The following is a 22,841-nucleotide window of genomic DNA, read 5'->3' as shown; positions in this document are numbered from 1 at the left end:
TCTTCCCTTAAACCTTCCAAAATCTTTTAAAAACCAACATTGCTGCATCACGTGCATGCTCATTCGTGCGGCCAGTCCAACCAGTGATCTTTTCAAATAGATCCGCTTTGGTTTTAGTAGCATTTGCTTTTGGGTGGATCATGATGTAATTGAACTCCTGCTCCTTACACCAGTCCTCCCAGATCTGCGCATCACGCTTTACTGACCCAACGCCTTGAGCTTTTTCTTTACCACCAGTAAACCAATTGCGTTTACGTGCATCTTCGATATACAGCTTTAAATTATCTTTTCCATGAATCGCTTTTATTTCCTGAACCGCTTGCATTGCCTTGGTGATACTTAAGCATTCCACCTGGTGCAATTCTCCACCGGTGCCATGGTCCATTGCCACGGCGTAACCGGTATTTACCCCTGTATCGATACCGATGAGGATTTTAGTCATTAGCACCTCGCAAAGTTTTCTTGATCTCACCAATGCAATATCGAATCGCAAAAACTCGTTCAGATTTTCCAGACTTCTTGTTCTGCTCTAATGCAAATTCAAGCTGCTTGATTAAGCTCGCAGAAGAAGTTCTTAAATTGTCATTTTCCTGCTTAGCCTGGTGAAGTTCTTGAGCCAAACGATCTACTTCTAAAATAGCCTGCTCTCTTGTGAGTTCCTGATCTGCAAAGCACTCTCCATCAGCATGACAATAACCATCAGCACCACAGTAAGGATTTCCGCCTTTGCATCTCATTACAGCATTTGCCCAAACATTGTGGTTCTTGCTTAGCAAGTCATGTTCACACGGTATTTTTATTGCTTTCATAACTCTCCTCGCAGGGCTTTTTCTAAATCATCTGTACAATCCTGACGTGAATGCAGCCCACCTCTTGCATAGTCTGAGCAGCCACCCATTCTCTTTTCTCGCCACTGACCAACCAAAGCTGAACATGCTTCAACCTGTTTCTTCTTCTCGATATAACACCGCTCCATGTTGTTGAGCTGGGAGCGAAGGTCGTCGATTTCAGCTTGCTGGTGTTGCCAAACTTCTTTACAGGCCAATTTTAATAACTTGGATTCTTGATCATTTGATTGGTCAATCGTTGCCTGTATATTTGGAAATCTGACACTAAACCAATTTTCATACTCACTCACAGCACAAACTCCTTATCCCCTTTGCACCAGCACACATATGCAATTTGTACGGTTAAATTGCGGTACCCAATTCCCTGATCAAAATCAAATAAGCGATCCCCATGGATATATTTCAGTTGCAGGTAGAAAGACTGAGCCATGAAGAAAACTTCGAATTGTTCTCTCATCTCTCGCTCACCTTTGTATTCGGGCTGATATGGTTCTTAATGTCCGTGCACGTATCAATGCGGTCGTGGTCGGCTAGAGCGATGCGGAGGTCATTAAGACTTATTGCGCCATCAAGCAAAACACTCCCCATTCGCGTGTAGCCAGCCTTACTTGGTATGTAGAAATTTGCTATTGCAGGCGCCCCATCCACAATCTGCTTACACTTCTCTAACCCTAATTTCTCGATTAAGTTCATGCTGCTCTCCCTGGACGCTTAAAAGCACCTTTCACTTTTGCAGCCAATTCAGGCGGACAAGGCACACCTTTACGATTACGCTCATCATAAGTTAGAGCCTTAGCCTTTTCAGTCTTGCCCTCTTTCTTCCACATTTCCTGCACACGGCCTTTTTCCTTCGCCCGGGCAAGGTAGTCCTGATAAATCGCATTAAAGGCGTAATGCGCTGCTTTCTGCCCCTCTACGTTGAGAATATGGCGCACTTCATCAAGACTGCGCTTCGCAAGTGTCGTAATTTCTAATTTTTTATCATTTTCAAACTGCAATGCTTTGGCCCAAGCCATATCTACAGTCCACCAGTCACCGCCCTGCTCACACCAGCTACGGAATTTTGGAAGGTTTGGACACCACTCTTCAGAATTCATACGCAAGATGCCGCGAGTGATATCAGCCGGAGTCAGGCCACTCAAAACAGTGCATGCCAACCGAACAAGCTCTTCATCTGAATAACCTGCGTATTTTTTAGTGAACTCAGCGCCGTAGACGTCACCAATGCGGTTTAAAACCAGTTCTGCTACTTCAACTGGAAAGTTCACAGCAAAAGCGTTTTCGAATAATTGAATATTGCTCATTAGTTTGACTCTCCTACTGTGCGCATTTGATTTGAATCTACTTGGTTGCCAAAGCGACGGCGTTGCATTGGCTGTTGGTTTTGAACTGATGTTTGTTGTTTAGGCGGATAAACACTTTGATAACTTCCAATGATTGAAGCTTCCAGAGACTGGTTTGCCTGATCACCAAAGCCAACCAATTTTTTAATCAAAAGATTTACGGCGTTTTCAGTAAGTGGTTTTCTGATGCTGTTGCGCATATCAACAAATTGAATCCATAGATCACGATTTACGTTCACTGGTAACTCAATTGCTTTTGCATCGAATGCATTTGGTTTTTCAGCCTTAGGTTTCCCAGGTTCACTCTTACTTTTTTTATTTATTTTTTTATTTTGTAGAGTGTCTTTTGATAGTGTCTTTTGTGTGTAAAGATTTTTTACTAGCACTAGTAAAGATTTTTTACTAGCGTGGTTAAATTTCTTTACTAGTAAAGATTTTTTACTAGGCACTTTTAGCATCCAACCAACGGCGCAATCATCATTCAATTTGAATGAATTTCCATGCACAGTAGACTCGCACTCAATAACCAAACCAACCTGAATTAACTCAGCAAGTGCCTTGGTAATTGTTGGTCGGCTTTTACCAGAAATCTTTTGGAATTGACTCAAGGAAATTGAATCAACCTCTTTGTACCAGCCACGTGTTTTACGGCAGATAATCAGGTACAACTTTGCAGCAACGTCACCGATCTGGCACAGCACTTCATCAACAAATGCATTCGGCACCTGGAAGCTGTTAGGAATAAAACTGCTCATGCTGCCACTCCTTCTACCAAACCGGCATCACGAACCATAGCTGCTAAGCGCGTAAGACCTTTTGAGGTAATGCGAGCCTGAGTGAAAACTTGTGGACCTTTTGACGTTTCAATAACGCGAGTTACTTTCTCGATCATGACTTTTTGAGCAAGGCGTTTGCTGTAAGCGCACAGGGTGTTGCTGCCATCTTTGGCACGATAGATCCAGTTCTGATTCATCAAAAACTGAATAAACTTTTTCTCTGGCACGCCTACAGTCTTTGCAGCATCACGAATACAGAAAGAGCTTGATGTTTCAGCAATCTGGTCAAGCGCATTAGCTTTTGGCTCCAATACCGCTACCTTTTCACTTAGCTCAATATTGAGTTTTGCCTGCACTTCGATTGCTTGAAGGAGATGTGTTGGGTTTGTAATATCGAAACTATTTTTAGCCTTAAGTGCTTCTTCCATCGCCGTCATGCGATCAAAGACTCGAGCTTGTAATTCATAGCTATATGACATGGACATGAGGCAGGCTTCGCGTTTTGGAAAGTTATAGATATGGCGTGTGTTATTGTTGCCATAGTTTTGCGTTCCGATAAATTTCGGAGCGTGCTCTTCACCCAAAACACTTAAAACTTTACGCATAAAGTCATCATGGCGAAGTTCTTTGTATGGCTTCTCGACAGTGGCAGTTTCTTTGCGAAAATTGTTAATAAAACCAACAATATCGGGTGATGACATTGTCACTTCGTTTATGTTAAAATTTCCTTGTGTTAACATATTCATGTTTACTTTCCTCAGACGTTAGTGAACAACCGGAAAAGCCTGACCTCGCACGTCAGGCTTTTTCTGTTTCTGCTTCTGGGTTATCAATACAAGCTTGAATTTGTTTATCCAGCTCAGCCAAAGCAACATGCATCTGGTGGATCACCTTTGACATGTCCTGCACTTCACCTTGTGTAATACGGCCATCTGCCATAATTTCTCGGAATAGGCTCATCACATCGCCACCTTTCATACCAATGCACAACACTTTGTCTGTCAGAGACATATCGCGGCATTCAGGAATTTCAGGAAGATCGATTGCAACCTTTTCATGCTCAGCAGCCAAAGCTTGCAAAATTCGATAATCACCAGTCATTGCCATCATTTTTGAGGCTTCTGATAGTGTTAAATGATGGGTATCTGTGTTTGGATTTACCTTACTGTTTAAGACAGATGGACTTTTGATTCCCATCCTTGGGGCTAATGCATTTGCCCCACCTGGGTAGTCATGCACTGTGCTGTATGCTGCATCCGTTATGTTCATTTAGCCTTCCTAAAAACGTATTTATTGAAAATCAAATGTTTAATAATTGGTTTAAGCAGTATTAAGCTGCATTATTTTTTGGGGGAGTTGGTTGTGGTTTTAAAAATAGTTCAGGGTATTCAAGCTTTACCTTTGCCGGAATGCCGCGAACCGTCCAGTTTTGAACTCGCTGAATGCTATAACCAAGTGAATCAGCTACCTTTGCAGGACCGCCTAGATTCGCGATGGTTTGCTTATCAGCTTTTACTGAGATAGCCATACTCTTATTCTCAACATCACGTTAAGTATATGGTAAACACAGCGTTAAGTATTGTCAATTTTTCTGTTTAACACAAGTTGTTTACTTTTTTAGATAATAAAAGGGCTTTTACACACCGGGTTAACACGAGCATGCATCCTTCATTAGAAAGAATTTTAAAAATAAGCGGCTTGAATCAAGAAGAGCTGGCTAAGAAAATTGATGAATCTCCACAAACTGTTAGCAACTGGAAGAGACGTGGAGTATCTAAATCAGGCGCGATTAAGGCATCTGCTCAATTTGGTGTGTCGGTCAACTGGATCTTGCAAGGTGATGAGAAGGGTCAAAATGTTGAAGTTACAAAAGTTCAAGGATGGGATCATCAAACGCCGCTAGATGATGATGAGGTTGAAATACCGTTTTATAAGGAATTCTTGGTGTCTTGTGGTTCTGGTACAGCTGCAGAAATTATTGGTGAGGCAACAAGGAAGTTGCGCCTAAGTAAAGCAACACTCAATAAATACGGCGTTTATGAAGGAAATGCTTATGCTCTAACAGCATTCGGTAACTCTATGGCACCAGTAATTAATAACGGCGCGACTGTGTATGTAGATACCGGTAGAACACAGATTATTGATGGAAAGATTTACGCCATAAATCATGGTGGATTATTCAAATTCAAATATTTATATCGCATGCCTAAAGGTGGGGTGCGAATTGTTAGCGCCAATTCTGAAGAGTATCCAGAAGAGGTACTGACTATCGAAGATATTATGGAGCAGGAATTTTGTGTAGTAGCTTACGCATTCAACGTACAAAACCCTCTGCCGTAACCACTTAAAAATTATATGACCGCCCACTGAGGCGGTTTTTTATTGCCTCTATAAAAGTTCACAAAAATAGTAAACAAAAATAGTCCACATAAAGTTAACAAAATTACTTGACGATAGTACACGTCATGTTTACTATTAATTCACAGGAAACAAAAAGCCCCAGCGTTGCAACGAACAACCTGAGGCCTGACCCACTCTCTCTCAGTGAGTAAAGAAATTATGAATAAAAACCCAATCCAAAGCAACCTGCCGGAGTTCGGCCAATCGAGCATGACTTCCGATTGCTTATATCAACACCCAAAGCCTAAATCTGTAGCGAAAGAAGTCGCTTCAAATGTTGCAGCTTGGTCTTTAGTTTTCTCAATCCTTTTAGGTCTTTCGGCAATGTTTATCGATCAGGCAGACAAAACGTCTAATCGCCAGGTTGAAGCAATTGCCACTTCTGTTGGAACAAACAACTAATTCAAAACGGCTTACACAAGTAATTTTTGGAGAATAACCATGTCAAAAAACAAAACCTCTTTCGCTCAAACACTTGAAAATTTACGTCACGGTACTGTGGCTGAAGAAATTGACGAGCTGCTTACTGAAGCACTCCAAGCAACGGCGGATACCGGCAAGCAAAGTAAGGTCACTATCTCTTTGACCATTAAGCCAAACGGCAACGGCGTCTACAAAATCATGGATGACGTTAAATCAATTCTTCCTAAGTTCGATAAAGAGCCAACTGTTCTATTCACCGATGGAAAACAGCAGCTTGTTCGCGAAGATCCACGCCAACAGAAATTGAATCTTGAACAGATCCAATCAAGTGGTCCAGTAGATGTGAAAGCTCTGCCGGAAACCAAAAAACCAACTTTCAAAAACCTCAGCTAATTAAAAGGCCTTAACAACATGAATAACTCTGAACTAAATAATCAAGTGGGTACAGTAATGCATAAAGATGCTTTCGTAATTGGTCAAACTTCTCTACAGGCAGCTGGTGACGTTTTACCTTTCGTGGTTACACCTGAAGGTGGTGATGTTCATACCTTTGAAGAAACACTGGAACGCCCACTTCAACTTAAGCAAGCAACAATCTTGCATACAGCAAAAGACCTGATCGCTTACGTCACTCGTTTTGCAGACAGCGACTCAATGGTTTTTGTAGATGTACTGGGTGGGAAAATTCAAGCGGTCCTGGACTTCCACCAAGCCGAAAAAGTTGCAGGTTATGGTGCTAATGCTTATCAACGCCATTGCAAACACACTGCCCACTTCATTGTTAGTAAGACTCCAGAATTTGAAAAAGTTGTAGCGAACTCTGGTCGAAAAATGTCACAGATGGATTTTGCATTATTCCTGGAAGATGTAATGCCGTACGTGAATCAGCCTGCTGCAGCTGAGCTTTATGAAATTGTGAATACCCTTCAGGCCAAAACCAATATCGACTTCAAATCTGGTACTCGTACTGACAATGGCCAAGTGTCACTGACTTACAACGAAAACATTGAAGCCAGTGCTGGGCGTCAAGGCAATTTGAATATTCCTGAGCAGATTGTATTTGGTATTCAGGTGCATCGTGGTGGTGAGCACTATGCCCTTCCTGCTCGTTTCCGCTACCGCATCAAGGATGGAAATATTGCTTTGTGGTACGACTTGGACCAGCTCGAAAAAGCGATTGAAAAGTCTATGGAAGATACCGTGACTTATATCCGCGAAGGCAAAACCGTTTTCAATAATGATGATACTGAAACGGCGTTACCAGGTGTTCCATCATTTGTGACGATCCTTGAAGGCTCTGCAAATATCTAACCATTAGACCGGATGGCCATGCACTGCGCATGGTCATTTAAAGGATAGTGAAATGAATTACCCACCCATTGAACCCAAAGGCACAAAGAAAATTCATTTTAGCCTGGCTGCACCTTTTGAAAACTGGCTATTGAATGACGGGTATCAACCAAAACTGGTAAAGCATGCAGCCTTGGTTCGATACAGCAAATCAAATAAACCTACACTTGAAATTGACAGCACTGGAAAGATGAGCGAAGCCACCCAAAAGCGCTATGCCATTTTTCTTAAGCAGTATTTGAAAGTTGGTAAGCCTTTATTGGTCTCTTTGCGAGCTCAGGCACCGAAAATATTAAGGATGGCAGCGTAATGGATATTCAGAAAGAAAGAGAGGATTTTGAGGCTTATATTATCTCTAAGCACAAAATTAGATCGCCATTGGTTCTAACACAAAGAATTCAGCATGGTTTTACCGAAAACTACATTGTGCAAGGAGTTCAGGATTGTTGGGAGACATGGAAGGAAGCCAAAGCCCAAGCGGTGCCGGAAGGGTTTGTTTTAGTGCCGAAAGATTCACTAAAAGTGGCTTTGTCTTGGATGAATGAAGACCTTGATCCCTGGCAAATGGGTGGTGATAGTTTTGCCGAACTATATAAGCACAAGCCGATTCTTGAAACCTTAATCGAAGCACAGGAGCCAGCTAATGACTCAGCAAACAATTGAGCCAACTCCATTCAATGATGCTCAATTTCTCTGGTGTACCAACTGGTGCAAAGAACAAGGTTTAAACCCATACGATGAAAAGAGTTGGGCAGATGCAAAGTTTGAATACTTGAAGGTCCATGAAGCCAAGGAGAGAAAGGGATGATTAAGAAATTAGAACCGGCAGAAATTATTCGTGATCAATATGGATTCTGGACTCACCCTGTATTCAGTGAATATCTGGAGCGTGTAATTGGTGATACCGAATGTATGACGGTTGAACAGTATGAAGAATTGAAACGTTATTTTGGTATTGAGTTTTCAAAGATTGAGATGGAGTTTGATGCTCCGGAAGAAGTAGCTACCCGCTACTGGGATCATGAGGAGCTTGAAGCGGTCGCTTACTGGAATCCAAGTAAACCTAAGGGAGATGGCGGTTGGTTCCTAGTGTCTATTAACGATACAGAGGATGGTCCAGTAGCTTGGTGGGCTAAACCTAAAAACACTATTGATGGCTTTATTGCCGGCGGTGGTTTTGATCAAGCTTTTAAAGATGTGTTTGGATTGCCGGAAACAGTAGTAAAAAGCTTAAAGGAGGTGTCTTGATGGTTCTTACAATTTCGCAAACCTGTAAATTATTAAATATCGGACGCACTACGGTTTACAGAATGTTTGAGCGAGAGGAATTAGAAAAAATTGAAATAGGAAAATCAGTCCGGGTTAAGCTCCCGGACCATCTGGCCAAAGCATACGAAGATCAAATTAAAGCCCTTATGCATTAAGGGCTTTTACTTTTAATGAGTCCAGATAATCAGACCATGCCTGCATCATCACCTGTCTTTCTTCTAAATACTTAGTACGGTTATATGCCCGACCATGCATATCCCTCACCTGGTGGCCTAGCTGCTGCTCAATACGTTCAATAGGAAATTTTAAAACTTCATCTAATAAGGTACGTGCTGTTGCACGGAAGCCATGGCCAGTGGTTTCGCCATTTTCCCAGCCTAAATTTTTAAGTGCCTTATTTATTGAGCTATCAGACAATAATCTGGTTTTACCCCAGTAATTAGCAAAGCAGTATTCAGATCCACCGGTAATCATATGCAACTCTTTAAACATTGCAGTGACTTGATCTGAAAGCGGTATCACCAATTGAGTACCTAAAGCATTTGCGGTTTTAGACGGCGTATAAGCCCAAGTCTTTTCATCAAGATTTATGTCAGCCCACATTGCATGACGCAACTCACCAGGACGAACAAACACATGAGGTAAAATTCTAAGAGCATAAGCCATTACGAGTGAGCCACGATTAGTATAATTATCGATTGCCACCAGTAATTCACCAAGCAAATTAGGATCCGTGACAGCGGCATGATGTGTTTTTTTATGAGGCTTCAATAGACCTTGAATATCCAGTGCCACATTTCGATCACAAAGACCAAGCACTAAACCATATTTAAACACTTGCCCTGCTTTGGAGCGCATGCGTCTTGCCGTTTCGGACTTACCCTGCTTTTCATAAATCTGGCAAACATCGAGCAACTGGCGGGCTGATATTTCATGAATTGGCTTTTTACCAATAGCATCAAACAAATATTGATAAATAAATTCGTTTCTATGTCTTGTTGATTCAGCGACAACTTCAGTTTGCATAAATTCACGCGCTACAGCCTCAAACGTGTTTCGCATGGCAAAGCGGGCTTGCTCTTCCTGTTCTTTTCGATGGGCAAACGGATCTATATCTTGAGCAAGTAGCTCTTTATATTCTTCACGGAACTTTCTGGCGTCGGCCAAAGATAAATTTGGATATACACCTATACCAATTGTCGTTCTTTTTTTTGTAATAGGTCGAAAATAATCAAAACGCCAATATGTGCCGCCTTTTTTATCTAAAAGCAGAAATAAACCACCACCATCAGCCAGTTTTATTATCTTTTCTGGTGACTTTTTTTGCTTAGATATTGCAGATTTGATCTTCGCATCCGTAAGACTTACAACTGTTCTAGCCATTTTTAGTAGTACATTTTAGAGTTAAATCCTGATGTACTACTAAAAGTACCACTAAAATAGCGGTACACAGTGGAACATCACGGAACAAAAGGGTTAGTTCGAATTATTTATAATACAGTATTTATAAGGCTTTGAGGATAATTTGGAGTGATATGATACATATAAATGGTGCGCTCAGCGGGACTCGAACCCACGCCACAGGCTTCGGAGACCTGTACTCTATCCAGTTGAGCTATGAGCGCATCTTTTTTGGATCGCGCACATCATAACAAAAAAAAGCATAAGGTAAAGCAACTATCTCTAACTTCATCATTTTTATGCTTAAGCTTTATACAATGTTCCAAAACAGCAACACAGAATTGCGTGTGAATCACTTGGCTTATTTTGCGAGATCACTCACAATATCTCAACTTTTCACCATTTGAGATATTCATGACTGATGCACTGATCTTAAGGGATTTGTCGAAGACCTATCGCAATGGCTTTCAGGCATTGAAAGGAATTAACTTAAATGTACCAGAAGGTGAATTTTATGCGCTACTAGGTCCTAATGGCGCAGGAAAATCTACCACCATCGGTATTATCAGTTCATTAACAAAAAAAACCTCCGGTACAGTCGAAATTTTTGGTCATAATCTGGATACCCACCCTTCCCAGGCCAAACAGTGCCTAGGTGTAGTACCTCAGGAATTCAACTTTGCCCAGTTTGAAAAAACCTTTGATATTTTGGTGACTCAGGCAGGCTATTACGGCATTCCTAAAAAAATTGCACAGGAACGGGCGGAGCTTTATCTGACCAAACTGGGTTTATGGGAAAAGCGTGCCACTCAGGCCCGCATGTTATCGGGCGGGATGAAACGTCGCCTGATGATCGCGCGTGCCATGATGCACGAACCGAAACTGCTGATTCTGGATGAACCGACGGCTGGTGTTGATATCGAGTTGCGTCGTTCGATGTGGGAATTTTTGAACGAGATGAATGAAAAAGGCACTTCCATCATTCTGACCACACATTATCTAGAAGAAGCAGAAATGCTGTGTCGCCGTATTGCGATTATTGATCGCGGTGTGATTAAAGAAGACACCACCATGAAAAGCTTCCTGAGTCAGCTCAATGAAGAATCGTTTATTTTTGATCTGGCCGAACCGATTGAACCTTTGCATCTGGATATCATCGGCGTGCGATTTAACCTGATCGATCCGATGACTTTAGAAATTACCATGGACAAGGCACATACCATGAATGATCTATTCCAGTTGCTGGAATCACAAAATATTCAGGTACGCAGTATGCGCAATAAATCCAACCGTCTGGAAGAACTTTTTGTGAAAATGGTCGAGAAAAATCTGGATGGAGCTGCGCAATGAACATTAATCAACTCAGCGTAGCTTTATATACCATTATCTATAAAGAAGTGCGTCGCTTTATGCGCATCTGGCCACAAACCCTGTTGCCACCTGCAATCACCATGAGCCTGTACTTCGTGATCTTCGGTAATCTGGTCGGTTCACGCATTGGAGAAATGGGCGGCTATAGTTATATGGAGTTCATTGTGCCTGGTCTGATTATGATGGCCGTGATCACCAACAGCTATGCCAACGTTTCATCTAGCTTCTTCAGCTCAAAATTCCAGAAAAGTATTGAAGAACTGATCATGAGTCCGGTACCGATGCATGCCATTTTATGGGGTCATGTATTGGGCGGTGTGATTCGTGGGATACTGGTTGCGATCATTGTCAGTGCAGTGAGCTTATTTTTTGCTGACTTATATATCACCAACTGGTTCGTAACTATATATACAGTCTTGATTACTTCCCTGCTGTTTTCCTTGGGTGGTTTTATCAATGCCGTCTATGCCAAATCTTTCGATGATATCTCGATCATCCCGACTTTTGTTTTAACACCACTGACCTATTTAGGTGGTGTGTTTTATGCTATTTCGAGCTTAAGCCCATTCTGGCAAAATTTATCTTTAATTAATCCTGTCGTGTATATGGTCAATGCGTTCCGCTATGGCATTTTAGGACATAGCGATGTCAATGTTGCCATTTCACTGACAGTGATTACCTTGTGTTGCGCCGTGCTGTATGCAGTGGCCTATCATTTACTCTCCCGTGGTTCAGGAATGCGTGAATAATGAGTGTAGAACAATCTCTCCTTGGTAAAGACACCAATTACCCGACAGAATATCAGCCTGATGTTCTGTTTCCGATTTCGCGCGCGCCTGCCCGTGAACAATACGCACATGTCGAAGCGATTCAGCAAGGTGCAGACTGGTGGCATGTATTTGAAATTTCCTGGTTAAATTCAACCGGTGTGCCGCAAGTGGGTATTGGCCGCATTAGCTTGCCAGCGTCTTCGCCGAATCTGATTGAATCCAAATCCTTAAAACTGTATTTCAATAGCCTGAATTTTGCCAAGTTTGCATCTAAAGAGGCCTTTATCGCGACCGCAGAAAAAGATTTATCTACTGCGGCTGAAGCTAAAGTTAAACTGCAACTGTTTCAGGTTGATGAGTTAGAGATCAGCAAGCCTGAAGGCATCTGTATTGATGAGCTGACACCTGAGCGCCTAGAAAATCATCCAGATGCCAGTTTATTGGCTTTGGATTCGGATGATGCAGCAGAAGGTGAAATCCAGCTGTATTCACATTTACTTAGAAGTAACTGCCCAGTCACTGGCCAGCCGGACTGGGGAACAGTTTTTATACGTTATCAAGGTAAAAAACCTTGTTATAAGAGTATTTTAGCTTATATTATTTCCTACCGTCAGCATAATGGGTTCCACGAACAATGTGTGGAGCAGATGTTTGCCGATATCTGGCAGCAACTGAAACCGGAAAAGCTGATGGTCTACGCAACCTATACACGCCGTGGTGGATTGGATATCAACCCTTGCCGTGTATCGGATTTAACATGGATGCCTCGCCCTATTCGTTTAGCGCGACAATAAAAAACATTGAGGTTGAACAATGCCATTTTTTGGGTTTATTCCTTCTGCAGAGCTTTTAAATACAATTCAGACTGCACAAAAAAACAAAAATTCAAGTAAGCCGCTTTACCCATTACGTGATAAAACCGCATTAATGATTAATGATGAAATTATTGATGCGATTCTTACCGAGCTGGTGCGTCGCTTTCCTGCCAGCGATAAACGTGATACTGCGGAAAAACTGGCTGGCTATATCAAGTCGACTGTTGCGGTTTTACTGAAGCAGCTATTGAGTAAAGCGCCGAACGATGTGGTCAGAGAGTCAATTGCATTCTCTGAGCGCAGTCTGTTTAAAGATCCTGAAGGACATTTCCGCATTGGTGAATCACTGGATGCCAGTCTGGTGACGAATTTAAAACATCATTACGCAGAACTTAAAGCCGGTCAGACTATTGATAAACAAGCGTTCAGCAACCTGTACAAGCAATTTGGTGAAGCGACAGTACGACATTTTATGGTCGACTTTAATAAAACCCTGGATCTTGGCATGATCAAACGCAAGGCAGCAGATATTGGCGCATCTGCAGTGATCAAGGCCATCAATATGGCAGCAGATAAAATCATTCTGAATTTGAATAAAGATGAGCTGCGCACCATGGCCGAATATCACGACACTTTGTTCTATACAGAATAGTTCAAGATTTTCTACAAATCTTGAGGAATTAGCCTGACTTCGGTCAGGCTTTTTTATGATCAGTGAAATAGCTTGTTACAGATAAGCGACTCTATAAGACAAACTGCCGTAAAAATAGCCAATCCATCGCTATTTTTGTATAAGCGGCTAGGTCTCTTATTCATCCGAATGTTATCTTTAATCTGGCACTTTAAGCCTCACGATTGAAAAAATTTTATCAATCTTTTTCATGGCATGATTCAAATGACATCGCCAGCAACTCATCAAAAAAACTGGAAATCGTAGCAAGATGTTGAAATCGGATTTTTATAAAAAGTTTAAGCAGCTTTCAATCGCACTTACCGCATTTGGTCTCAGCAGTTTGAGTCTGGCCAACGATTTCCAATATCACCCTTCTTATGCCGCTTTTAAGCAGAATGCCATGCAGAGCTATGGGCTAAGTGCCCAGCAAGTAGATTCCGCCATGAGTGGGACGCGTAACCTGCCCAATATCATCAATATCATGAATCGCCCAGGTGAAAGTAAGCCTTGGTATTCGTATAAGACTAACTTCCTGGCTGAATCTACCATTCAGCGCGGCGTACGTTTTAAACAGCAATATGCAGAAACGCTTAACCGTGCTGAACAGCAGTTTGGTGTACCACAGGCGATCATTCTGGGCATTTTAGGCGTAGAAACCGGTTTTGGCAGCAACAAGGGCTCTTTTGTCACCCGTGATGCCCTAGCAACCTTAGGTTTTGGCTATGAACGTCGTGCCCAGTATTTTCAGGATGAACTGGCTGCTTTAATTGCCTGGTCATATAGAGATGGTGTTGCCACCTCTTCTGTGGTGGGTTCTTATGCTGGCGCTGTTGGCTATCCGCAGTTTATGCCGAGCAACATTCCCAAATTCGGCGTGGACTACGATGGCAATGGTCATATTGACCTGCGTAACTCAGCGGTAGATGCGATTGGCTCGATTGCCAACTATCTGGCACAGCATGGCTGGCAACGTAATCAGCCCATTGCCTTTCCGGCACGTTATACCGGTTCAAATCCAGATGCCGTGATTGCCAAAGATCTGACTCAACCTATACCTTATGGTGTGTTAAAAACGCAAGGCATCAGCCCAATGAATCCAATCGTAAAAATTGACGATCTGGATCTGGTCAATGTAATTCAATTACAAGAGAATTATGGCTCGATTTACTACATCACTTATCCAAATTTTCAAGTGATTACCACTTATAATCGTAGCCGTATGTATGCTACTGCTTTGTGGCTATTAGGTACCGAAATTACCAGCCGTTAACACTAAAAATTAATACAAATTATGAAAGTCAACATTTTTATGGGTTAATTTGTGCATATTTTAAGCAATTTTAATATTATGTTACAATATTGATTATTTTTTAATCAATCATTGTTTATTTTGCGTTCTTTTTTTAACTATTTTAATTAAACACTAGACAGGGTATTGCTGGCATGAATATTATCCATTTCGTTAAATGTAGTTGCATAAGTTAAATATCAGGCATGTTTACATGGTTTTTCAGCCATTTATGAACAACCAATAGATATGCTGTTAGGAGTTGATTCGATGCATTCTTCAATTTTGAAGTCTTTTATGGCCATTGCCACGATCGTCACGCTGACGCAATCGCAGGCAGATATGGTTCCGTCATCTTCATTCACCAATGAAAATGACAATTCGCGTCTTGCAACGCGAGTACTCAATAAAGAAGCTCAAAGCTTCAATTCAAATTTCACAAATTTGAACAGCCTTTCAATCACTGAGCGTTCTGGCGATAAAGTTCGCCGTGAAACCATTGCAGCGAAAATTGAACTTCCTGCAGAAGAGCCTTCAGTGATTGAAAAACTGAATACAGTGGCTTCTAATACTGTACGTAAATTCAGTCAGACAGGTACAGCGTCTTGGTATGGTCGTCAATTCCACGGCCGTAAAACTGCAAGCGGTGAAACCTTTGACATGAACGCAATGACGGCTGCTCATCGTAGCCTGCCATTGAACTGCTATATTCGCGTAACTAACCGCAATAACGGCAAGAGCGTTGTGGTTAAAGTAAATGACCGCGGTCCTTTCCATGGCAACCGTGTTGTTGATTTATCTTACGGTGCTGCGAAACAGTTAGGTATTACCAGTGCCGGTACTGCAAAAGTCAGTATTGAACGTGTCGCTGGTCCAAATTCTTAAGATTTGACCTGCAACACATTTAACAAAAGCCACAGTAATGTGGCTTTTTTATTGTGCTCATTTTTCCAGAAGAATATAAACGCCTCTGCTCAGCACTATCTTAAAGTTCTTTCAATAAAATTTTGGTAGGCTCATCCTGCCTAATAAAATCCCTTCACCTGCATGATTAACTTTTGACCATATCCGGATTCTGCTTTATATTTCCAGATAAGCAAAACATGTTCATGGAATGCAGCGAAGAATGAAAACAATATCTGAATGGTTTGATGAATATAGTGACAGCCATCAAAATAAAACCAATAAGCTGATTCACTGGGTTTGCGTACCGACCATCTATTTTTCGATTATTGGCATTCTAGCGCATTTCAGCGCTTTGCTGACTACCCTGCTACTGGTTTTGGCTTTTATCTTCTATGCACGCCTGGATCTTGTTTTGGCAGTAGCGATGGCTGTATTAACGTTGGTGATGGCTTGGCTCATCTGGATTCTGCCAGTCGGTACCGGTTTCTTTATTGCCCTGTTTGTCTTGGCTTGGATTGGCCAATTTTATGGGCACAAAGTGGAAGGTAAAAAGCCTTCATTCTTCAAAGACCTCCAATTCCTCCTCATTGGCCCAATTTGGTGCATGGATGCATATTTAGGTAAAATCCTACCGAACTGGAAATCACGCCATAGCAGCGCAATTATGAGCGTTTAAACGCTATATTCGATTTACCCAATTGGAAGAACCTTATTGATAGGTTCTTCCTTGATGTTTTAACCAGCCATCGACATGTTTTCGCGCAGGGTCATGATGCGTCCAGTGAATCACCCCGCCCTTGTCACTGTATTCATATTCTCCATAAAACTCGACCTGATCCTGTTTTTGAATACTCTGAATACGCGGTGCCAGATCGATATTATGTGCAACCAGTACAGTTTGGCCATTTGGTAATTCGAGGATAAACTTTTGATGGCGCGATCCTTCATGATCATCTGGCAAAACGGCAATCACCTGCCCGCTTGAACGCACTTGTAGATCACTCTGGCGCTGTTGAAACGCCCGTGCAATTCGGTCCAGGTCATCAGTCGTTTGAGAGGGTACTAAATTAGGCTCTGAATGAAGCGTTTCAGTTGTAGCATCAGATGCGGATGGAACAAGTGGTTGGGATTGCTGTAGATCCAGGCCCAGATAAGCAGCAATCAACAGTATAATGATTGCCCCGATGCCCAGATTGGTTTTATTTGGCATTTTTTTATAACTTTTTATTAAATGATGAATACATGATCTGAGCTCTATCACTAGACCCAAATCCTGCTCTTGAATTGCTGATGAAGAATAGACCAGCATAAAAAAGCCCCATCAATCAGATAGGGCTTTTTCTAATTCCTCAGGAATTATTTTGCAGCAGCTTGAGCAGCAGCAACTTCTTCAGCGAAGCTCATTTCTGCTTTTTTCTCAATGCCTTCACCAACTTCGAAACGAACGAAGTTTGCAACTGTAGTACCAGTTGCTTTAAGAACGTCCGCAACTTTCTTGTCGTTGTCGATTACGTACATTTGACGCTCAAGCACAACTTCATTCAAGTATTTCTCAACAGAACCTACAACCATCTTCTCAACGATATTTGCTGGCTTGCCAGATTCAAGTGCTTTCGCTTCAGCAATTTCTTTCTCTTTCGCGATAAGCTCAGCAGAAACGCCTTCAGCATTTACAGCGACTGGGTTGAATGCAGCAACGTGCATTGCCAAGCCTTTACCTGTAGCTTCATCACCAGTGTAAGAAACAACAACACCGATTTTAAGACCGTGTTTGTAAACTGCAAGGTTTTCGCCTTCAACAATTTTCGCACGACGTACTTGGATGTTTTCACCGATTTTTTGAACAAGAGCGATACGCGCTTCTTCAACAGTCGTACCATCTTCTAGTTTCAATTCAGCGATTTGAGCAGGATCAGTTACGTTTGCAGCAAGTGCAGCAGCAGCAACTTTCGCAGAGAAACCAGCAAAGTTTTCGTCTTTTGCAACGAAGTCAGTTTGACAGTTAACTTCTAAAAGAAGTGCTTTGTTGCCGTCTTGAGCAATTGTGATCGCGCCGTCAGCAGCAATGTTACCTGCTTTTTTAGCAGCTTTAGCTTGACCAGATTTACGTAGGTTATCGATCGCTAATTCAACGTCGCCGCCCGCTTCTGTCAAAGCTTTTTTACATTCCATCATTGCAAGACCAGTACGATCGCGCAATTCTTTAACCATGCTTGCTGTAACTGCAGTCATGTTTATCTCCTAAATTCGGTAGAAAATGAATTCTTTTTAGAACAGAAACGGCCCAGAGGAGTTCTCATGGGCCGCCTGCATACATAACGCTTACTTTGCCACCATCACATGTCGCAAAAATGACAAGCTAGCGTCAAACGCATTAAGCCTCAGAAGCTGGAGCTTCTTCTGCTTTAGCTTGTGCATTTGCTTGTGATTGAGCATATTCTTTACCAGCAAGAATCGCATCAGCCATAGCAGAAGCATAAAGTGTTACTGCACGGATCGCATCATCGTTACCCGGGATAACGTAGTCTACGTTGTCTGGGTTAGAGTTTGTATCAACGATACCGATTACAGGAATACCAAGGTTCTTAGCTTCTTTGATTGCAATCGCTTCGTGATCAACATCGATTACGAATAATGCGTCAGGTAAACCACCCATGTTTTTAACGCCGCCTAAGCCACGCTCAAGTTTTTCCATCTCACGAGTACGCTCTAGAGCTTCACGTTTAGTCAGCTTAGCGAAAGTACCGTCTTGAGATTGAGTTTGAAGGTCTTTTAAACGGTTGATAGATTGGCGAAGTGTTTTCCAGTTCGTCAACATACCACCTAACCAGCGGTGATCTACATATGGTTGACCAGCGCGTTGAGCTTGTTCACGGATGATCGCAGAAGCTGCACGTTTAGTACCAACGAACAAAACTTTGTTCTTTTTGCTAGCCAAGTTGTTAGCAAAGTTCAAAGCATCATTTAACGCAGGAACAGTGTGCTCAAGGTTGATGATGTGAATTTTGTTACGCGCACCAAAGATGTAATCACGCATCTTTGGATTCCAGAAACGAGTTTGGTGACCAAAGTGCGCGCCAGCTTGAAGAAGGTCGCGCATGCTTACGTTGTAATCTGCCATTTTCTTTACCTTAAAGTTTGGGTTAGGCCTCCATATACCCGCATTCTCCACCCTAAAGGGCACCCAGAGTAATGTGTCGATATATGTGCGGATTTTTTGCCTCATCGCACAAAGCCCGTGAAATTTATTCACGAAAAAGCATTTGATAAAATGGGCGGCTATTTATACCATAGTCACACACAAATTTCCAAAAGTTTTTAGAGATCATGAACAACACTTACCAAGCTCCACGTCGACTCATCAAAACCTCTGACGAAATTGAAAAAATGCGTGTGGCAGGGCGACTGGCGGCAGAAGTTTTGGATATGATCAAACCGCATATTGTTCCGGGTGTCACCACTCTGGAACTTGATACGATTTGTCATGACTATATTGTCAATCAACAACAGGCGATTCCAGCATGCTTAGGCTATGGCGCTGCACCGGGTCGACCTGCCTTCCAACATACTATTTGTACTTCTGTGAACCACGTAGTGTGTCACGGCATTCCATCAGACAGTAAAAAATTGAAAAAAGGCGACATCCTGAACATTGATGTGACCGTGATTAAAGATGGCTATCATGGTGACACCAACATGATGTACATCGTGGGTGGTGAAACCACGATCCTTGCCAACCGTCTATGTAAGGTAGCGCAAGAAGCCATGTACCGGGGTATTGAAACTGTAAAACCGGGTTCAACCATTGGCGATATTGGTCATGCCATTCAGCAATATGTTGAATCCGAGCGTTTTGGCGTGGTACGTGAATATTGTGGTCACGGTATTGGTACAACTTTCCATGACGAACCGCAAGTGCTGCATTATGGTCAGCCAGATACCGGCATGGTACTTGAAGAAGGCATGACCTTTACCATTGAGCCAATGGTCAATGGTGGTGACTGGAAAACCAAATTACTCGGTGATAAATGGACAGTGGTCACCAAAGACCATTCATTGTCAGCACAATATGAACATACGATTCTGGTGACCAAAACCGGCGCGGAAATTTTAACAGTACGCCCGGACGAAGATTTGTCACGCTTTAGTGTGTAACCACAACATCAACAACACAAAATGGTCACTTTAAAGTGGCCATTTTTATTTTATATTTCATGCATTCGTATGCATGACCGAGATGTAAAAAGTCTCCCCTTGCCTGCTTCCAGCGCATCGAAATTCAAGATAAAGTTCGGCCAATACACCATTTTTTCCTTAAAGTTTTCCAAATTCTTTTGCCCTATCTGCACCATTTTAGGCTAAGATAATGTGCTTTTTATTTTTTAATCCCTATAAGAAGGAATACTGCCGTGGACGTACGTCTCTCTGATCGTGTGAATGCCATCAAACCGTCCCCTACGCTTGCTGTGACCAACAAAGCTGCTGAATTAAAAGCTGCAGGTCATAACGTGATTGGTTTGGGCGCAGGTGAACCAGATTTTGATACCCCTCAACACATCAAAGATGCAGCAATTGCAGCGATTAACAACGGTTTCACCAAATACACCGCTGTTGACGGTACGCCAGGTCTTAAAAAAGCCATTATTGCTAAATTCAAACGCGACAATAACCTAGACTATGCAGCAAACCAGATTCTGGTTTCTTGTGGTGGTAAGCAATCATTCTTTAACTTAGCTTTAGCTTTGTTAAACAAAGGTGATGAAGTCATCATCCCAGCACCTTTCTGGGTAAGCTACCCAGACATGGTGATCATCGCTGAAGGTGTTCCTGTTATTGTGAAATGTGGTGAAGAACAACGTTTCAAAATCACTCCTGAGCAATTAGAAGCTGCAATCACGGACAAAACTCGTCTAGTGGTATTGAACAGCCCGTCTAACCCTACAGGTATGATCTACACTAAAGCTGAGCTTGAAGCGCTGGCTGACGTACTGCGTAAATACCCAGAAGTATTTATCGCATCTGATGATATGTACGAACCAATCCGTTGGGATGACGAGTTCTACAACATCGCAACAGTTGCACCAGACCTTTATGACCGTACTATCGTATTAAACGGTGTATCTAAAGCCTATGCAATGACTGGCTGGCGTATCGGCTACGCAGCGGGCCCTGCTAAACTGATTGGTGCAATGAAAAAGATCCAATCTCAGTCAACTTCAAACCCAACTTCAATTTCGCAAGTTGCTGCTGAAGCTGCCTTGAATGGTCCTCAAGATGTACTTGAGCCAATGATTGAAGCATTCAAACGTCGCCATGACCTAGTTGTGAAAGGCTTGAATGACATTCACGGTATTTCTTGCTTGCCTGCTGATGGCGCATTCTATGCATATGCCAACATCAAACCGTTGATTCGTGCCAAAGGTCTTAAATCTTGCACAGAATTCTCTGCATGGTTACTGGAAGAGACTGGCGTTGCAGTGGTTCCTGGCGATGCATTCGGTCTTGGCGGTTTCATGCGCATCTCTTACGCTACTGCTGACGAAGTACTGGTGGATGCACTTGCACGCATCAAGAAAGCGGCTGATTCAATCGAAGGCGTTGACGCTGCGATTGCTTCAATCGAAGCTGAAAAAGCTGCAAAATAATCTAGCTTGCTAGATAAAAAACCCGCGAGTTTCGCGGGTTTTTTTATGTTCTTCAACATGTATTAAACAGTGAGTCCTATTCGCTTATAGCTCAAGTATTTCATGAGTAAACAAACAAAACATAGACTTGCTGCAATCGTGTACGCAATACTCAACATCCACCAAAACCCATGAATCCCTAATGCATTGCTTTGCCAATTGAACAGTGTCATTGGATGATACGCCACATACCAACCACCACCTAAGCCCACGACCAGCACCGTACTGATAAAAATAAACATCGGTCTGACAATTCTCGCCAGCAACGTAGCATTGCCAAACTAATCACCAGTAGCGCATCAAAGATATGCATCCAACACATTAACAAGATCAATGCCAAAGCTAATGCAATTACCTGCGCATCATTACTAAATAACCCTACAATCCAACTATCTAAGCCCCAAATAGTCAACACGACAACGATAGCTATTAGCATCACAGCCATCAATGCCCGCTTACTGAGTTGCCATGCAGCATCAATCTGCTCTGCACCGATTTTAGTCGACACCAAAATACCGAAGGCGGATGCCATCGACATCGGCAACATAAACATCAAGCCCAATAAACCAAGCATCACCTGATGTGCATTCACTACAATGTCACCCGAAGGCAAGATCAGCAAAGCAATCGTGCTGATGGCAAATACATCCACAAAAGTCACCACCGCATTGGGCAATCCAATTTTTAAAATTTTCCATAAAGTCTGCCAGTGAAAGAAAACACCAGACCACTGGATCTTTAACTTCCGCTCAAGGAAGAAAAAATAGTAAACAAACAACAGTACCCACTGCACAATCAAATGTGCCATGAATGCACCTTCAACCCCATAGCTTGTAACATAACCTTCAATGCCATAAATCAAGACATAAGCCAAAGCCACTTTGAGCAGTAAATAGATCATATTGGCGTAGAACACGCGCTTAGCCTGCCCACAGGCTTGGGTTAAAATATATAAAATGCGCAACAATAAATACGCTGGAATCGTCCAAGCCAACAGCCACAGACATGGCACAATCAATGTCTGTAAGGCCGCATCTGCCTTTAAAAAATGAAGTACAGGAGTCGCATAATTAAACAAGTACATCGCAACAGCAGAAATCACCAGTACAATCAAAATACTTTGCTTCACGATACGTTGGATGTCCGCATAATCCTGACGTCCATTGGCTTCTGCCAGCTCTTGCATCATGCCCTGTAACACCCCAATACCCGTTACAAAGCACAAAGAATAAACAGACAAACAGACTGCCAATGCAGCCACATGCTGAGGTGAAAAATGTGATAGAAAAATCACGTCGAACAAACTACTGAGCATAATAATGGCATTACTGAGAAAAATAGGCACCCAAAGATGCAGAAACTGTTTCATTACCCTATCACTCGATTTTTAATTCTTTTCTCTGTACACGACAAAAATAGATAACTCATTGAAATAATGTCACAATAATTGTTTTCTAACGACGAATACTATGACACATCTCAATGAGTTATATCTTATCTTAAACAAATCTCTAAAATGGAACA

At 42.2% G+C, this 22,841-nt stretch carries 31 protein-coding genes and 1 tRNA gene; 18 read left to right on the top strand and 14 right to left on the bottom strand.

Translation table 11 applies throughout. The annotated features are described in order from the left end of the window. Positions 1–7: 7 nt before the first annotated feature. From FTT86_RS10355 to FTT86_RS10320, 8 genes are all read right to left on the bottom strand, one after another. The gene (locus tag FTT86_RS10355) at positions 8–442 is read right to left on the bottom strand and encodes a hypothetical protein (protein ID WP_180181137.1); all 435 of its coding nucleotides are present in this window, start codon (positions 440–442) and stop codon (positions 8–10) included. Beyond that, the gene (locus FTT86_RS10350; RefSeq protein ID WP_180181136.1) at positions 435–809 is read right to left on the bottom strand and encodes a hypothetical protein; all 375 of its coding nucleotides are present in this window, start codon (positions 807–809) and stop codon (positions 435–437) included. The genes FTT86_RS10355 and FTT86_RS10350 overlap by 8 nt, the downstream gene beginning before the upstream one ends. Then, positions 806–1,138 carry a hypothetical protein gene (locus FTT86_RS10345; protein WP_180181119.1) on the bottom strand — a complete coding sequence of 111 codons (333 nt, stop codon included), beginning with the start codon at positions 1,136–1,138 and terminating at the stop codon, positions 806–808. Before FTT86_RS10345 ends, FTT86_RS10350 begins: the two co-directional genes overlap by 4 nt. 399 nt (positions 1,139–1,537) lie before the next feature. Further along, positions 1,538–2,152 (bottom strand): restriction endonuclease, encoded by a 615-nt coding sequence (locus FTT86_RS10340; RefSeq protein WP_180181135.1) that lies wholly within the window; start codon positions 2,150–2,152, stop codon positions 1,538–1,540. Beyond that, on the bottom strand, positions 2,152–2,946 hold the full coding sequence (locus FTT86_RS10335) for a replication protein (protein WP_180181134.1): 795 nt from the start codon (positions 2,944–2,946) through the stop codon (positions 2,152–2,154). Before FTT86_RS10335 ends, FTT86_RS10340 begins: the two co-directional genes overlap by 1 nt. Next, positions 2,943–3,713 (bottom strand): phage antirepressor KilAC domain-containing protein, encoded by a 771-nt coding sequence (locus FTT86_RS10330; protein ID WP_180181133.1) that lies wholly within the window; start codon positions 3,711–3,713, stop codon positions 2,943–2,945. Before FTT86_RS10330 ends, FTT86_RS10335 begins: the two co-directional genes overlap by 4 nt. A 52-nt stretch (positions 3,714–3,765) precedes the next feature. Next, positions 3,766–4,236, bottom strand: a complete 471-nt coding sequence (locus FTT86_RS10325) for a phage regulatory CII family protein (RefSeq protein ID WP_180181132.1) — start codon at positions 4,234–4,236, stop codon at positions 3,766–3,768. A gap of 61 nt (positions 4,237–4,297) precedes the next feature. Further along, complete coding sequence (locus FTT86_RS10320) at positions 4,298–4,495, bottom strand: hypothetical protein (protein ID WP_005103681.1); 198 nt, start codon at positions 4,493–4,495, stop codon at positions 4,298–4,300. A 131-nt stretch (positions 4,496–4,626) separates the two neighbouring features. On the opposite strand from FTT86_RS10320, the gene FTT86_RS10315 reads away from it, so the two are divergent. The 9 genes from FTT86_RS10315 to FTT86_RS10275 all read left to right on the top strand — a co-directional run bounded on the left by FTT86_RS10315 (position 4,627) and on the right by FTT86_RS10275 (position 8,564). Next, positions 4,627–5,307: a S24 family peptidase gene (locus FTT86_RS10315; protein ID WP_005103682.1), complete on the top strand. Its 681-nt coding sequence runs from the start codon at positions 4,627–4,629 to the stop codon at positions 5,305–5,307. A gap of 219 nt (positions 5,308–5,526) precedes the next feature. Beyond that, complete coding sequence (locus FTT86_RS10310; RefSeq protein WP_180181131.1) at positions 5,527–5,769, top strand: hypothetical protein; 243 nt, start codon at positions 5,527–5,529, stop codon at positions 5,767–5,769. 39 nt (positions 5,770–5,808) lie between these two features. Next, a complete protein-coding gene (locus FTT86_RS10305) occupies positions 5,809–6,183 on the top strand; it encodes a hypothetical protein (protein WP_005103684.1) in 375 nt (124 codons plus the stop codon). Positions 6,184–6,201: 18 nt separating this feature from the next. Beyond that, a complete protein-coding gene (locus FTT86_RS10300; RefSeq protein ID WP_180181130.1) occupies positions 6,202–7,101 on the top strand; it encodes a DUF2303 family protein in 900 nt (299 codons plus the stop codon). A 52-nt stretch (positions 7,102–7,153) separates the two neighbouring features. Further along, positions 7,154–7,450, top strand: a complete 297-nt coding sequence (locus FTT86_RS10295) for a hypothetical protein (RefSeq protein WP_180181129.1) — start codon at positions 7,154–7,156, stop codon at positions 7,448–7,450. Then, complete coding sequence (locus FTT86_RS10290) at positions 7,450–7,803, top strand: hypothetical protein (protein WP_180181128.1); 354 nt, start codon at positions 7,450–7,452, stop codon at positions 7,801–7,803. Before FTT86_RS10295 ends, FTT86_RS10290 begins: the two co-directional genes overlap by 1 nt. Further along, complete coding sequence (locus FTT86_RS10285) at positions 7,784–7,948, top strand: hypothetical protein (RefSeq protein ID WP_180181127.1); 165 nt, start codon at positions 7,784–7,786, stop codon at positions 7,946–7,948. The genes FTT86_RS10290 and FTT86_RS10285 overlap by 20 nt, the downstream gene beginning before the upstream one ends. Beyond that, positions 7,945–8,388 (top strand): hypothetical protein, encoded by a 444-nt coding sequence (locus tag FTT86_RS10280; RefSeq protein ID WP_180181126.1) that lies wholly within the window; start codon positions 7,945–7,947, stop codon positions 8,386–8,388. The genes FTT86_RS10285 and FTT86_RS10280 overlap by 4 nt, the downstream gene beginning before the upstream one ends. After that, positions 8,388–8,564 carry a helix-turn-helix domain-containing protein gene (locus FTT86_RS10275; protein WP_005103694.1) on the top strand — a complete coding sequence of 59 codons (177 nt, stop codon included), beginning with the start codon at positions 8,388–8,390 and terminating at the stop codon, positions 8,562–8,564. The genes FTT86_RS10280 and FTT86_RS10275 overlap by 1 nt, the downstream gene beginning before the upstream one ends. Here FTT86_RS10275 and FTT86_RS10270 read toward each other — a convergent pair. Both FTT86_RS10270 and FTT86_RS10265 read right to left on the bottom strand, forming a co-directional pair. Beyond that, positions 8,554–9,792: an integrase arm-type DNA-binding domain-containing protein gene (locus FTT86_RS10270; RefSeq protein WP_180181125.1), complete on the bottom strand. Its 1,239-nt coding sequence runs from the start codon at positions 9,790–9,792 to the stop codon at positions 8,554–8,556. The two genes, FTT86_RS10275 and FTT86_RS10270, sit on opposite strands and share 11 nt — an antisense overlap. A 166-nt stretch (positions 9,793–9,958) precedes the next feature. Beyond that, positions 9,959–10,034: transfer RNA gene (locus FTT86_RS10265), tRNA-Arg, on the bottom strand. Between the two features lie 190 nt (positions 10,035–10,224). Here FTT86_RS10265 and FTT86_RS10260 point away from each other — a divergent pair. The 7 genes from FTT86_RS10260 (at position 10,225) to FTT86_RS10230 (ending at position 16,309) form a co-directional block, all read left to right on the top strand. Further along, on the top strand, positions 10,225–11,160 hold the full coding sequence (locus tag FTT86_RS10260) for an ABC transporter ATP-binding protein (RefSeq protein WP_180181124.1): 936 nt from the start codon (positions 10,225–10,227) through the stop codon (positions 11,158–11,160). Beyond that, positions 11,157–11,930, top strand: coding sequence for an ABC transporter permease (locus FTT86_RS10255; protein ID WP_004279041.1), 774 nt, complete (start codon positions 11,157–11,159; stop codon positions 11,928–11,930). The genes FTT86_RS10260 and FTT86_RS10255 overlap by 4 nt, the downstream gene beginning before the upstream one ends. Further along, complete coding sequence (queF, locus tag FTT86_RS10250) at positions 11,930–12,745, top strand: NADPH-dependent 7-cyano-7-deazaguanine reductase QueF (protein ID WP_180181123.1); 816 nt, start codon at positions 11,930–11,932, stop codon at positions 12,743–12,745. The genes FTT86_RS10255 and queF overlap by 1 nt, the downstream gene beginning before the upstream one ends. A 19-nt stretch (positions 12,746–12,764) precedes the next feature. Beyond that, positions 12,765–13,418: a hypothetical protein gene (locus FTT86_RS10245; RefSeq protein ID WP_180181122.1), complete on the top strand. Its 654-nt coding sequence runs from the start codon at positions 12,765–12,767 to the stop codon at positions 13,416–13,418. 289 nt (positions 13,419–13,707) lie between these two features. Beyond that, entirely contained in the window at positions 13,708–14,709 is a 1,002-nt protein-coding gene (gene mltB / locus FTT86_RS10240) for a lytic murein transglycosylase B (protein WP_005265760.1), read from the top strand. A gap of 288 nt (positions 14,710–14,997) precedes the next feature. Further along, positions 14,998–15,612: a septal ring lytic transglycosylase RlpA family protein gene (locus FTT86_RS10235; RefSeq protein WP_004279046.1), complete on the top strand. Its 615-nt coding sequence runs from the start codon at positions 14,998–15,000 to the stop codon at positions 15,610–15,612. 241 nt (positions 15,613–15,853) lie between these two features. Further along, the gene (locus tag FTT86_RS10230; protein WP_180181121.1) at positions 15,854–16,309 is read left to right on the top strand and encodes a DUF962 domain-containing protein; all 456 of its coding nucleotides are present in this window, start codon (positions 15,854–15,856) and stop codon (positions 16,307–16,309) included. A gap of 33 nt (positions 16,310–16,342) precedes the next feature. Here the strand turns inward: FTT86_RS10230 and FTT86_RS10225 are convergent, their stop codons facing one another. The 3 genes from FTT86_RS10225 to rpsB form a co-directional block, all read right to left on the bottom strand. After that, positions 16,343–16,843, bottom strand: coding sequence for a DUF3465 domain-containing protein (locus FTT86_RS10225; RefSeq protein ID WP_026056543.1), 501 nt, complete (start codon positions 16,841–16,843; stop codon positions 16,343–16,345). 146 nt (positions 16,844–16,989) lie between these two features. Then, positions 16,990–17,865: a translation elongation factor Ts gene (tsf, locus tag FTT86_RS10220; RefSeq protein WP_004645608.1), complete on the bottom strand. Its 876-nt coding sequence runs from the start codon at positions 17,863–17,865 to the stop codon at positions 16,990–16,992. A gap of 142 nt (positions 17,866–18,007) precedes the next feature. Continuing rightward, a complete protein-coding gene (rpsB, locus tag FTT86_RS10215; RefSeq protein ID WP_004279050.1) occupies positions 18,008–18,754 on the bottom strand; it encodes a 30S ribosomal protein S2 in 747 nt (248 codons plus the stop codon). Positions 18,755–18,960: 206 nt separating this feature from the next. Here rpsB and map point away from each other — a divergent pair, with 206 nt between their 5' ends. Next, positions 18,961–19,788, top strand: a complete 828-nt coding sequence (map, locus tag FTT86_RS10210; protein ID WP_180181120.1) for a type I methionyl aminopeptidase — start codon at positions 18,961–18,963, stop codon at positions 19,786–19,788. 254 nt (positions 19,789–20,042) lie between these two features. Then, complete coding sequence (locus FTT86_RS10205; RefSeq protein WP_005103791.1) at positions 20,043–21,278, top strand: pyridoxal phosphate-dependent aminotransferase; 1,236 nt, start codon at positions 20,043–20,045, stop codon at positions 21,276–21,278. Positions 21,279–21,519: 241 nt separating this feature from the next. On the opposite strand, the gene FTT86_RS10200 is transcribed toward FTT86_RS10205, so the two are convergent. Then, complete coding sequence (locus FTT86_RS10200; protein ID WP_257229645.1) at positions 21,520–22,686, bottom strand: MATE family efflux transporter; 1,167 nt, start codon at positions 22,684–22,686, stop codon at positions 21,520–21,522. Between the last annotated feature and the right edge of the window lie 155 nt (positions 22,687–22,841).

It is taken from the genome of Acinetobacter sp. YH01021 (assembly GCF_013420255.1).
In the GTDB taxonomy this organism is placed as follows: domain Bacteria; phylum Pseudomonadota; class Gammaproteobacteria; order Pseudomonadales; family Moraxellaceae; genus Acinetobacter.
The sequence above is the reverse complement of the archived record's forward strand: the minus strand, read 5'-3'. Positions and strand labels throughout refer to the sequence as shown.